The sequence below is a fragment of the Nonomuraea sp. PA05 genome (genome assembly GCF_008086045.1).
Lineage (GTDB): Bacteria > Actinomycetota > Actinomycetes > Streptosporangiales > Streptosporangiaceae > Nonomuraea > Nonomuraea monospora.
The window spans coordinates 93,520-106,222 of the sequence record NZ_VSEY01000006.1 but is presented as its reverse complement, the minus strand read 5'-3'; the positions used below and the strand labels follow the sequence as shown (position 1 = coordinate 106,222).

Below are 12,703 nucleotides of genomic sequence, written 5' to 3'. Positions count from 1 at the left end.
ACCACAAATGTGACCGGCGTCACATCGCCCCGGGGCTATCCCAGGAAGGCGATGTTCGGACATGCCGGGTACGGTGCTGGCAGGCAACCGGCACACGCGAGAGACTCAAGGGTCCGGGGGAAGAATGGCGACGCTGACGAAGGGACTCGCATGCAGGAGCTCCGACTCGTCGCGGTGAGTGAGGACGGCACCTACCTCGTGCTGGCTACTGCCGGACGGGGTACGCGCTTCACGCTTCCCGTGGACGACCGGCTCCGTGCTGCCGTCCGCGGCAACTTCTCCCGTCTCGGCCAGTACGAGATCGAAGTGGAGAGTCCGTTGCGCCCCAAGGAGATCCAGGCCCGCATCCGTGCCGGAGAGACGGCAGAGGAGATAGCCGCGACCGCCGGGATCCCGGTCGAGCGAGTCCGCTGGTTCGAGGGCCCCGTGCTCCAGGAGCGGGAGTACGTCGCCCAGCAGGCGCAGCGCGTCGCCGTCCGCATGCCGGGCGAATCCGCCCCTGGCCCCACCCTCGGCGAGCTCGTCGCCGAGCGGCTGACCAGGCGCGGCGTCCCCACCGACGAGATCGACTGGGATTCCGCCAAGCGCGACGACGGCCTGTGGCGGGTCAAGCTCGGCTACGTGTGGAACGGTCACACCCGCCACGCCGAATGGCTCTTCGACCCGCGCAAGCGGCACGTCACCCCGCACGACGACGAGGCCATGCGCCTGTCGGCCGCCGACTTCGACCCAGACCCGGCCGTCGTCGAGGACACCACGGTGACGCCCTTCGCGCCCCGGGTGGCCAAGCTGCAGCCGGTGCCGCCGCTGTCCTCCGAGACGCTCGCGTTCCCTTCCGTGGTGCGCGGCGAGCCCGGCGAGCCGGCCGTCCCCTTCACCCCCCCGCCCGCCCCTGCCCCGGCCTCGGCCAGAGAAGAACCGGTGGCACGCGAGCCCTTCCGGCCCGAACCGCCCGCCCGTGAAACCGGCTATGCCCGTCCCGGGGACACCTCGTCCCGTCGTGGCGGGTCTTCGCCGTGGTTGCCCGACTTCGGGTCGGGGAGGGGGGAGCACGAGTCCATCTACGCTCCGGCCACCCCGCCACCGTCCCGCCCCGACACCCGTACCGACGCCCGTACCGACATCGCGCCGCCGCCTCGTTCCGACGCCGCGCCGCCGCCTCAGCCTGACGCGTCGCTGGTGGAGTCCCGTCCGGTGCCTCAGCCGGTCACCGAGGAGCCCGCCTCCCCGGTCAGGACGGGCACCGAGCCCGCCACCCCCACCGGGTCCACCGAGCCCGCCACCCCCACCGGGTCCACCGAGCCCACCGCCCACACCCGGCCCGCCACCGAGCCCGCCGCTCAAGCCGAGCCCGCGCTGAGCTCTGCCGCCGTGCCCACCGAGCTCAGGGCGCCCGCCACCCCGGAACCGGCCGCCACCGCTGCACCCGAGGCCCCGGCCACCGCACCGCAGGCCACCACACCGCCGCCCGCCGAGCCGACCCCGGCAGCGCCCGCCGCCGCGACCGCAGGCGCGGAGACGGTCAAGGAGCCCGCAGCCGCGACGGAGCCCGAGACGGCAATCACTCCCGCTCAGCCGCAGGCGCCAGAGCCCCAGCCGCAGGTGGCGCGGGTCGAGCCGCAGGTGGCGCAGGCACAGGCGCAGGCGGCGGACACTCTGCCTGCGCAGGCCGAGGCGCCCGAGGCCGAACTCGCCGCAAGCTCCACTCCCGCCGCGAAGGCAGACGCCACCGCGGCAGGCGCCACCACACCGGACGCCACCACACCGAACGTCGCCGAGCAGGCCGAAGCCGTCAAGCAGGCGGACGCGGTCGAGCCGGCGGACGCGGCCGAACTGGCGGACGCGGCCGAACTGGCGGACGCGGCCGAACTGGCGGGAGCGGCCGAACTGGCGGGAGCGGCCGAGCTGGCGGGAGCGGCCGAACCGACCCAAGCCGTCGCGAGCACCGACACCACCCCGGCGCAGGCCTCCGCCTCGGAGCCCGCGCCGGCACCCGCCGAGCAGTCGACCGACGCTCAGCCCGTTGCCACGCAGCCGACCGACGCCCAGCCGACCGACGCTCAGCCGACTGACGCTCAGCCCGTTGCCACGCAGCCGACTGACGCTCAGCCTCCGGCCGGCCAGCCGACCGACGCTCAGCCGTCGGCCGCGCAGCCAACCGCGACCACGACCGCGCCCGAGCAGCCGACCGCGACCGCACCGGAGCCACCGGCCGCAACCGCCTCGGCACAGTCGGCGGTGACTCAGCCGGAGCCGGTCGCCCCGGAGGAGCCCACCGCCACCGAGCCCACCGCCACCGAGCGGCCCGCCACCACGGAGCCGCCCGCCGTCACCGAACCGCCCGCGGCAGCGGCTGAGAAGCAGGCCAGCACCGAAGCGGCAGCCGAGACGAAGGCCGTCACCGAAGCCGCACCGGCCGCCGAGAAGCAGGTGGTCGCCGAGCCCGCAGCCGAGGAGCCGGTCGCGCCCGAGAAGAAGGCGCCCGAGCCGGAGCCCGCGCAGAAGACGGAGCCCGCGCAGGAGCCGGAGCCCGCACAGGAGACGAAGCCTCCCGCGCCCCAGCCCAAGCCCAAGCCCGCTCCCGCGGTGCCGGCGGCGCGGGCGGGCGGCAAGGACGAGGGCAAGGAGGAGCCGCCGGTGCCGGTGCCGTCTCCCCCGCCTGCCCCGGCCGCCCGTCAGGCGCGCAAGGGTTCGAGGGGCCGCCGGGCCTCGGTGCCGACGTGGGACGAGATCATGTTCGGCGCCCGCCGCCAGGACTGACCGCAGGAGACGACACCACCGACCACGCCGTCACGCGTCGGGCGCGCGGCGGGCTGCATGCCAGGAACCCCTCCATGGCCGCACCCGCGTCCCCGCAGGAGTGACCGGCCCGGATCCGCCGCGCCCAGCCACCGGCGCCGGCCGGCCTCGTCACGAATACCCGCGCCAGTCACCGACGCCGGCCAACCCCCGTCGCATCACGGCTCGCCGCGCTCCAGGAACGGGGCCAGCCACTCGGGCGTCACCTCCGCCGCGAACTCCACCCCCTGCGCCTCCGCGACGTCGATCGCCGAGTAGCCACCCTTCCCGGCCCCGACCCCGGCGATCAGCGTCAGCACCCCCGCCCGCCGCTGGAACCAGGTCTGCCGCAGCCGCCACCCCACCACGGCCCGCCGTTCGACCACGGCCTGGGCCCGTCGCAGCGACCCCGACCGCACCGCCAGCCGCGCCCCGTCGTACCCGTGCCCGAGCGACGCGTACCGATCGAGCCCCAGCGGCACCCCCGTCGCCGCGAGGAGCAACGCCAGCACGAGCAGGACCCACCACAGGAAACCTCCGGCGAGCCACAACCCGGCGAGGCCGGCGGCGGTGAGGAGGAGCCATGGGGAGACGGCCCGGAACAGGCGGCGTCGGCGGGCCACGGGCGGGTGGGGGCGGAGGGGGGCGTGGTAGGGGCCGATCGCGTCCCCGGTGACCTGGATGGCCACGGTGCGCGGCACGTCGGGCAGGAGTTGCCCGCGCGTCTCCGAGTCGCCGAGCCCGGTCACGATGGCCCACACCCGTACGACGCCGGCCCACCGTTCGGCCAGGCCGTCCACGATCTCGTAGCCGCGCACCCGCTTGGACTCCAGCGACACGCTGCGCCGGTTGATCAGCCCGCGTTCGGCGACGAGGTAGCCGTCGCGGCGTTTGAGGACGAAGTTCCAGTTGAAGACGGCGTACATGAGGCCGCCCGCGAACGGCATCGCCAGCACGAGCAGCGCCGCCACGCCGAGCAGGAGGGAGGGGTGTCCCCAGAGCCACTCCCCCGCACTCAGGGCGTCGTCCTGGCTGAGGCCCAGGTCGTCTCCCCATTGGAGGGCCAGCCCGATCGCGCCGCCGATGAACGCGAACGGGGTGAGCAGGTACGCGCCGGACAGCGGCCCGTACAGGAGCCACTTGCGGGGCACGCCGATGATGGGCCGTTCCTTGGGGCCGGGGGCGGTGTGCGGGACGCGGGCGTCCTCGGGGGCGGCGGTGCGGCGCAGGAGGAGCGCCTTGAGGCGTTCGGCCTCGTCCAGGGAGACGCCGGCGAGCTTGGCCTCCTCCTCGTCGCCGCTCGCCCCCGTGTCGATCTTGAGGATGGTCAGGCCGAGCAGGCGGTGCATGGGCGGGGTGGAGACGTCGACGCCGCGGATGCGTTCCAGGGGGATGGTGCGGACGGAGCGGCTGATCAGTGAGCGCTTGGTCTCCAGGCGGTCGCCGACGATCTCGTACGTGAAGGTGGCCCACCGGATGGTCGAGAACACCACGGCGGCGACGACGCCGACGGCCGCGTAGGCGTAGGAGCGGGCGGAGAAGCCGCCCACGAACAGGACGCCGACCAGGGGGAGGAGGAGGGAGGGCAGCATCCGGACGGGATCGATGAGCAGCACCTTGGGGTGGAGGCGCTGCGGTGCCCGGCGCGGGAACGGCGCTTCAGGGAACGGCCCGCCGGGCGCGGGGTGCGGGCCCTCGAACCCGCCGGGCGCGGGCGGCGCCCAGCCCGTGGGGGCGCCTGCCGGACGAACGGGGGGACCAGCCGGGTGGGCGGGCGGACCAGCCTGGTGGTGGGCCGGGTGAGCGGGAGGGGGCTCATCGCCGTGGGGGCGATCCTCGGGAGCGCTCATGTCGCGTCGTCCCTCAGCTCCTCCGCCCGCCGCGCGAGCTGCTCCGCCAGCTCGGCCGCCACCCGGTAGTCGAGCCCCTTGATCGTGGACGACCCCGCGTGGGAGGCCGTCCTGATCTCGAGCGTGGCCAGCCCGAGCATCCGCTCGAACCACCCCTGCCCCTTGTCGACCGTCTGGATGCGGCTCACAGGCACGAACACCCACTCCCTGGTCAGGAACCCCGACCTGGCGTAGACGACGTCCCCAGAAAGCTCCCAGCGATGCACGAAGTACCGTACGAACGGCTCGGCCACCAGGAACGGCAGGGTCACCGCCATGACCGCGACGGGCAGCAGCCACGCGTCCGCGGCCAGCCATCGCGGCACCCACGACCAGTCGGTCCCGTCGATCCACCGCGACACCAGGAGCGAGCCTCCCAGGAAGAACACGAAGGCGACCAGCGACTCCAGCAGCCACATCCTGATGGCCTTGGGCGAGACGCGGTTCGCCGGATCGCGCAGAGCGCCCATTGACGTCACAAGGCCAGCTTATGGCGCGAACCCGGCAGGCGATCTGTCCCCGGCCCGGTAAGCGCGGCGCGGGCGCGGATTCGTGGCGGGCGGGCGTGTGCAGCGCGCGCGGATTCGTGGCGGGCGGGCGTGTGCAGCGCGCGCGGATTCGCGGCGGGCGGGCGTGTGCAGCGGGCGCGGATTCGCGGCGGGCGGGGCGCCGTACACACGCCAGGGCGGGTCCGGGGCGCGCGGGTGCGTAAAGATCCGCCGCCCGTCCCGGCGTGTCTGCCGGACCCGCGCTCGGCGTCGGTGCCATGCTCGTGGCGGCCAACCGCAGGCTGTCGAGCTTGGCCACGTCGGCGGCGCCACGTACGTGCCAGCCAGGCCCGGCCAGCGTGTGACCGCACCACTGCGCGAGTGCCTCACGCAACGTGGCAGCCGCCGCCCGTTCGAAGCGAGCGTGTACTGCATGCCGCCATCCGGGCGCAGCTTGTTTTTGGGACGCCGATGGTCCGAAACCCATGTCCTTTTCACCGGGACGGGCGGCCTGCCAAGGGCGAATGCGAACACGACACACGCTTCGGAGGGCGGCGATGTGGCCAACCTCACTACGCGAATGCCCTCAATCTTGCGCTTTTCGGATCCTTTACCGACCACCGACCATCGAGAAACGGTCTGCGCACCGCCGAGAGCCGCGTAGCATCGTCCGGCATGGGGCTGTGTAACGCGGCATCGCGCATGCGACGCTTCGCTGTCAGTGTGACGGCGGCGGCGGTCGCACTGTCGCTGTCGGGTTGCGCCAGTCTCGGTTTCATCGGCAGGTCCCAGGCGCAGGACATCGCCGAGATCAACGTCTCCAGTCCTGAGCTGCGCGAGGGCAAGCCGCTGCCCGGCGAATACTCCTGCGAGGGCAACCAGGAAAGCCCTCCGCTGCGCTGGTCCAGCCAACCGCTGTCCAAGGCCAAGTCGATCGCCATCGTGGTCGACAGCCACACGTCCGAGAAGGCAGCGGTGCACTGGGTGCTCTACGACATCCCGGCCACCACGACGGAGCTGGGCCCCAACGCCGCCGCCGACCCGCCGGCGGGCACGGGGCAGGCGAGGGTGACCAGTGGCAAGGTGGGTTACGAGGCTCCGTGCGAGCCGAAGGCCGGCTATCGGTTCACGGTGTACACGCTGAGCGGCAAGGTGGGTCTTCCGGCGGGCTCCCCGCTGCCCGCGGTGCTGAAGAAGATCGCGGAACAGACCATCGCCCGCGGCCGTCTCACGGTGGTGGACATCCAGTGAGAGGCCGATCACGGCAGGTAGTGCCGGTGTACCAATTATTCACGTAGGGTGTGACAACTCTCATAGTGGTCCGACACAATCAGATCCAATTGTTAGGCACTGGTGATCAAAGGGGGCAGATCGCGTCGATGGCCGCGCGATCTCATCGGTGCCAGAGGGAGGCCATGGCTTTGAGGGTGGTGCAATGATCGCGGTCGTAGTGAGCTTGGTCGCTGTCGTGCTCCTCGTGCTCGTCGTCGTGGCACTGGGCATGCGCTCGATGAACCGCAGGGAGAGCTCGCTTCCTCCGGAACGGCTGAAGGAGATGGCCGAGAAGGAGGAGCAGACACAGACTCGTTCGACGGACCAGTTCGCGGCGCACGAGCCGCGGATGGCCAATTTCAGTCCTGACTTCAGTCCGATCGACGAGGTCAAGGCCAAACCGGTGCGTACCGGTCAGCGTGGCAGGCGTGGCGTCGACGAGTGGGGCAACCCGACGACCGACGACGATGACGAGGAGTTCTGGGCCAACATCCGCAGTGACGCGGAGGAGGGCGAGTTCGGCGCCGGGGGCACCGTGGCCGCCAGGAAGGGCGCCTCCCGTCCGGTGGAACGCCCCGACCGTCCCGCCGCCGAGGCCGGGCAGCAGCCCAAGCGTCCCGCCAAGCGGCCCGAGCGCGCCGCCAAGCCGCGGCCCGCCGCCGCCTCCGCCGGTGTCGACCCCAACGCGGCCACCGTTCAGGCCCCCCTCCCGCAGCGTCAGCCCGCCGCCGCGTCGGCCAACCTCGCCGACCTGGTCGAGCCGCAGAAGCGCGCTCCCAGCCAGGCCGAGCTGGCCGACCAGCGCACCATGACGTTCGCGGCGCCGACGCCCGACGTGCTGAGCATCCTCGGCGCGGCGGCCCAGCCGGTGCCCGCCCCCACCCGCCCCGAGCCGGCCCCCTCCCCCCGGCCCACCCCCGTCTCCTCCAACGCGGTCTCGTCCAACGCCATCTCCTCCAACAGCGCCTACCCCGGCACCGCGAGCGGCAGCGGCTCGTTCCCCGCGGTGAGCCCGACCTCCAGCGGCAACTTCCCGGCCGCTCCCGGCCCCATCCACGGCGCGCCGACGAGCGACCCGTTCCCCGCGTACGGCGGCGGCGCGGCCGACGCGCTCGAGACCACCTGGACCCAGCAGCCCGCGGGCACCACGTCCGGCTCCTGGGCGGCCTCGGCCGACATCCTGGACGACCCGGCCCCCACCCCCTCCGCCACGCCCTACCCCGGCGCCAGCTCGTGGCCGGCGTTCGAGCAGCCCGCCGCGCGCTCGTCCTATCCCGCCTCGTACGAGGTGCGCTCCGGCTGGGCCGTGGCCGACGACTCCGACCCGCTGACCGGCCCCTCCCCCGCCAGCGGCACGCCGACCGTGCCCGGCCGGGCCGTCTCGAACTACGACGTGCTGTCCACCCCGACGCCGCCGGTTCCGCCCGCCTCCCCGTTCGCGGCGGGCGCGTACGAGACCGGCGACATCACGACCAGCCCCGCCGCCTGGCCCGAGCCGCCGTCGGCGGGCAACGGCGCCGCCGGGAGCCGGCCCGGCCAGCCCGCGCAGGCGCGCGGCGACGGCCGCGGCAACCACCGGCGCGGCCCGGACCAGCAGGACTATCCGCACGACTACTACCGGTGATCTCCAGTACCCATGAATAGGTAAAACCAGCGCGACTCCCCCCTGAAGCGAGGACGACGGAGCCCTAGGGTTTGCTCCATGTTCCGCGACACGCAGAGTAGCTGGATGAGCACCCTCCGGCATGATGTGCCAGCCTCGCTCGTCGTCTTCCTCATCGCGGTGCCCCTCTCCCTGGGCATCGCGATGGCCTCAGGAGCGCCGCTGGCGGCCGGGTTGATCGCCGCCGTGGTGGGCGGCGTCGTGGCGGGCGCGCTGGGCGGTTCTGCCGTCCAGGTGAGCGGCCCCGCCGCCGGGCTGTCGCTGGTGGTCGTGGACCTCGTGCACACGTACGGGTGGCGCGCCACCTGCATGATCACCCTGCTGGCCGGGGCCGTCCAGCTCGTGCTGGGGGTGCTGAAGGCGGCCAGGGCGGCGCTGGCGGTGTCGCCGGCCGTGATCCACGGCATGCTGGCGGCCGTCGGCGTCATCATCGCCCTCTCGCAGCTCCACGTGGTGCTGGGCGGCAGCCCGCAGAAGTCCGCCATCGCGAACGTGCTGGAGCTGCCCGGCCAGATCGCCGACCTGCACGGGCACAAGGTGGCCGTCGGCATCCTCACGATCACCGTCCTGGCGTTGTGGACGCGGCTGCCCAGGCGCGTCAAGGTGATCCCCGCGCCGCTGGCGGCGCTGGCCACGGCGGCGGTGACGGCGTGGGCGTTCGGCTGGGACGTGACGCGGGTGGACCTGTCCGACAGCCTCGGCGAGTGGGCCTTCCCCGTGCTGCCGCAGGGCGACTGGCACCTGGTGGTGGTCTCGGTGCTGCTGGTGGCGCTGCTGGCCGGGTGCGAGTCGCTGCTGTGCTCGGTGGCGATCGACGGCATGCACGGCGGGCGCCGGGTGGACCTCGACCAGGAGCTGACCGGCCAGGGCGTGGCGAACATGGTCACCGGCGCGCTCGGCGGCCTCCCCGTGGCCGGGGTGATCGTGCGCAGCACCGCGAACGTGCGGGCGGGCGCCCGTACGCGCTGGTCGGCGATCCTGCACGGGGTGTGGGTGCTGGTGTTCGCGCTCGGCTTCGGCTGGACGATCACGCTGATCCCGCTGGAGGCGCTGGCCGCGCTGCTGGTGCTGATCGGCGTGCAGATGGTGAACCTGGGCCACATCAGGAAGGTGCACGGGCACGGCGAGGTGCCGGTGTACCTGGTGACGATGGCCGCCGTCATCCTGCTCGGCCTGGCCGAGGGGGTGCTGGCGGGGCTGGCGCTGGCCGCGCTGCTCGCGCTGCGCCGCCTGACCTGGGTGACGGTGCTCAAGCGGGAGGACCGCGACGGGCGGCTGAACGTGACGATCTCGGGGTCGCTGACGTTCCTGGGCGTGCCGAGGCTGACGCACGAGCTGCGGACGATCCCCGCGGCCACGACCGTCGACCTCGACCTGAACATCGACTTCATGGACAACGGCGCCTTCGAGGCCATCCACTCCTGGCGGCTCGACCACGAGCGCATGGGCGGCACGGTGGTCATCGACGAGCTGCACGACGAGTGGTACGCGCTGGCGGCCAGCGGGGCGCGCACGCTGCCCGCCAAGTCGCCGCTGAAGGCGCCGGACCGCTGGTGGCTGCCGTGGGCGCACCGGCGCCGCGAGCAAGAGCCGGTCAGCGTGTCCCACGACGGCGCGTCGGAGTGCCTGCTGACGGCGGGTGCGCGCGAGTACCACCGCCGTACGGCGCCGCTCGTGAAGCCCATCTTCACCGAGCTGGCCCGCAAGCAGCAGCCGTCGCACCTGTTCATCACGTGCGCCGACTCCCGCATCATGCCCAGCCTGATCACCGCGAGCGGCCCCGGCGACCTGTTCACCGTGCGCAACATCGGCAACCTGGTGCCGCGCAAGGGCTCCGAGCCGCACGACGACTCGGTGGTGGCGGCGATCGAGTACGCGACGCAGGTGCTGGGCGTGCACACGATCACCGTGTGCGGGCACTCGGGCTGCGGCGCGATGGCCGGGGTGCTGAGCGGCGGGGTGCAGGCCGGCAGCCTGCCAGGGCTGCGCAGGTGGCTGCGCCACGGTGACCACAGCCTGGCCACGTTCATCGAGACCGAGGGCGAGCGGCTGCACGCCGGGGCGCTGGACGTGCTGTGCCGCGTCAACGTCCAGCAGCAACTGGAGAACCTGCGGACCTACCGCAAGGTCGACGAGCAGGTGCGGGCGGGCAAGCTGGAGCTGGTCGGGCTGTACTTCGACATCGGCTCCGCCCGGGTGCACATGGTGCCGCCGCTGCGGCCTACGCTCTGCGTGAAGAAGTTCGATCGCACGGTGGTCACGAGCGAGGATTGAACCCATGAAGGTTCTGGTCATGGGTGGGTCGGGGTTCCTGGGGCGCGCTGTCGTGGAGGCGGCGCTGGCGCGGGGCCATGAGGTGACGACGTTCAACAGAGGGCGCAGCGGGGCCGACGTGCCCGGCGTGGAGGCCGTGCGGGGCGACAGGGAGGCGCGCGCGGACCTGGAGCGGCTGGCCGAGGGCCGCTCGTGGGACGTCGTGGTCGACACCTGCGGCTACGTGCCGCGCGTGGTGGGCGAGTCGGTGGCGGTGCTGTCGGGCCGGGTGGCCACGTACGCGTTCGTGTCCAGCGTCTCGGCGGTCGACGGCTTCCCCGCCAAGCCCGCCGTGGAGGAGGCGCCCGGCTGGGCGTGCGCGCCGGACGCCGGGCCGGACGACGGCGACTACGGGGCGCTGAAGGCGGGCTGCGAGCGGGCGATCGAGGAGGGCTTCGACGGCGACGCGCTGATCGTGCGGCCCGGCGTCATCCTCGGCCCGCACGAGGACGTGGCCAGGCTGCCGTGGTGGCTGACCAGGATCTCCCGGGGCGGCAAGGTGCTGGCCCCCGGCGAGCCGTCCGGGCCGCTGCAGGTCGTGGACGCCCGCGACGTGGCGGCCTTCACTCTCGACCAGGCCGCGCGCGGCGCCTCCGGCAGCTTCCTGGTGACGGGCCCGGCCGGCGAGACGACGTACGGCGCGTGGCTGGCCGAGTGTGTGGCGGCCACGGAGTCTGGCGCCGAGCTGGTGTGGGTGGACGACGCGTTCCTGGTGGAGCAGGAGGCGGGGGCGTTCGTGGAGCTGCCGCTGTGGAGCCCGCCGTCGGAGGTCAGGGACAACTTCTGGAGCGTCCCGACGGCCAAGGCCGAGGCGGCCGGGCTGCGCACCAGGCCGGTGGCGGAGACGGTGCGCGACACGTGGGCCTGGCTGCGCGAGATCCCCGAGGACAAGCGCAACTACGGCAAGAAGAACCGGCACGGCATGGCCCCGGAGAAGGAGGCGGCCATTCTTTCCGCATGGGAGTCGCGTTCTGCGTAATCCTCCGCAGAACGGGCGGCGTGGGCCGGGTTAAGGTCGCTCTGCCAGCGAGGTTCTCCACTTGCCCATGGCGCTCCTCGCGACGCCGGTCCTGACTCCCAGGGGCCGGAGGGGCGGAGGTGCCCGACGTCGAGCTATATGCCCTCTGGACGGGGCCGCCGATGGTAGCTCGACGGCGGGACGGATCACCTCCGCCCCTCACCGTGTCTCATGCGGCTCAGCTAACACGGTGGAAACACGTGGGCAGGAATGCTGCCTGCCATGCGAATCGATTTGTCGGCTTCCGGGTAGCTTGTCGTGCCCGCGCATCCCGGGGCGCGATGGGCCGGCGCGTCCGCCGCCTTCGCTCTTCTGACCTTCAGCGGGGTTCCCGAGCCTCCGCCCCTTCCGCTCACCCGCGTGGCCGCCGCTGCGCCCTCGTACACGTCTTACCCGGCGCCCTCGCACACCTCCTATCGGAAGGGCCTCACGCGCTCGCTCGACCGCTACCTGCGCGGCGTGGACGGCGATCTCGCCGTATCGGTGCGGGAGCTCTCGTCCGGCCTGTCCTACTCCTACAACCCCGGACTCAGAACGGCCACGGCCAGCATCGTCAAGGTCGACATGGTGGTGGCCCTGCTGCTGCGCGCCCAGCGGCAGCGGCGCGCGCTGACGGGGTGGGAGAGGCGGGCGGCGGCGCAGGCGATCAAGGTCAGCGACAACGCCGCCGCGTCCCGGTTGTGGGCGGCCATCGGGGGCGGCTCCGGTCTCGCCAAGGCGAACAAGAAGCTCGGGCTGCGGGACACGCGTCCGGGGCCCGGCGGGGCGTGGGGCTCGACCACGACCAGCGCCGCCGACCAGGTGCGGCTGTTGAACGCGCTGGTCTCGGCCAAGAGCCCGCTGTCGGCGCGGCACCGTCGCTACGTGCTGGGCCTGATGCGGGACGTGGTGCCGGAGCAGGCGTGGGGGGTGAGCGCTGCCGGTGGGAAGGCCGAGGTCAAGAACGGGTGGCTGCCTCGGGAGCGGGACGGGGGGCGGTGGACGGTCAACAGCATCGGGCGGGTGCGGGCGGGTGGGCGGACGTATCTGATCGCTGTGGTCTCGCGGCGGCATCGGTCGATGGGGGTGGGGATCAAGGTGGTGGAGCGTGTCAGCGAGCTGGTCGCCGAGGCGGTCGGCCGGGCGATTCGATAGGGCGGTAGGGCGATTCGGTCGAGCGATCCGGCAAGCCCTTCCCGCCGGCCCTTCCCGCCGCCTTATCCCGCAGACCCACCTCTCAGACCCACCTCTCAGACCCACCTCGCAGACCCACCTCGCAGCCCCACCCCGCGAACCCACCCCG

8 protein-coding genes are annotated in these 12,703 nt (G+C 73.1%); 6 read left to right on the top strand and 2 right to left on the bottom strand.

From position 1 onward, the window contains the following. Positions 1 to 150 precede the first annotated feature (150 nt). The gene (gene sepH / locus FXF51_RS63445; RefSeq protein WP_316247617.1) at positions 151 to 2,760 is read left to right on the top strand and encodes a septation protein SepH; all 2,610 of its coding nucleotides are present in this window, start codon (positions 151 to 153) and stop codon (positions 2,758 to 2,760) included. Between the two features lie 197 nt (positions 2,761 to 2,957). Here the strand turns inward: sepH and FXF51_RS11300 are convergent, their stop codons facing one another. Together FXF51_RS11300 and FXF51_RS11295 are read right to left on the bottom strand one after the other, a co-directional pair. Then, positions 2,958 to 4,628: a PH domain-containing protein gene (locus tag FXF51_RS11300; RefSeq protein WP_262379430.1), complete on the bottom strand. Its 1,671-nt coding sequence runs from the start codon at positions 4,626 to 4,628 to the stop codon at positions 2,958 to 2,960. Then, positions 4,625 to 5,137: a PH domain-containing protein gene (locus FXF51_RS11295; RefSeq protein WP_187414333.1), complete on the bottom strand. Its 513-nt coding sequence runs from the start codon at positions 5,135 to 5,137 to the stop codon at positions 4,625 to 4,627. The genes FXF51_RS11300 and FXF51_RS11295 overlap by 4 nt, the downstream gene beginning before the upstream one ends. 720 nt (positions 5,138 to 5,857) lie before the next feature. Here FXF51_RS11295 and FXF51_RS11290 point away from each other — a divergent pair. The 5 genes from FXF51_RS11290 (at position 5,858) to FXF51_RS11270 (ending at position 12,555) form a co-directional block, all read left to right on the top strand. Next, positions 5,858 to 6,406 (top strand): YbhB/YbcL family Raf kinase inhibitor-like protein, encoded by a 549-nt coding sequence (locus FXF51_RS11290; RefSeq protein ID WP_148434250.1) that lies wholly within the window; start codon positions 5,858 to 5,860, stop codon positions 6,404 to 6,406. Between the two features lie 184 nt (positions 6,407 to 6,590). Beyond that, a complete protein-coding gene (locus tag FXF51_RS11285; RefSeq protein WP_148434249.1) occupies positions 6,591 to 8,051 on the top strand; it encodes a hypothetical protein in 1,461 nt (486 codons plus the stop codon). A 105-nt stretch (positions 8,052 to 8,156) separates the two neighbouring features. Then, positions 8,157 to 10,364, top strand: coding sequence for a SulP family inorganic anion transporter (locus tag FXF51_RS11280; RefSeq protein ID WP_262379429.1), 2,208 nt, complete (start codon positions 8,157 to 8,159; stop codon positions 10,362 to 10,364). 4 nt (positions 10,365 to 10,368) lie between these two features. Beyond that, entirely contained in the window at positions 10,369 to 11,382 is a 1,014-nt protein-coding gene (locus FXF51_RS11275) for an NAD-dependent epimerase/dehydratase family protein (RefSeq protein WP_148434247.1), read from the top strand. Positions 11,383 to 11,781: 399 nt separating this feature from the next. Then, a complete protein-coding gene (locus FXF51_RS11270) occupies positions 11,782 to 12,555 on the top strand; it encodes a serine hydrolase (RefSeq protein ID WP_148434246.1) in 774 nt (257 codons plus the stop codon). Positions 12,556 to 12,703 lie beyond the last annotated feature (148 nt).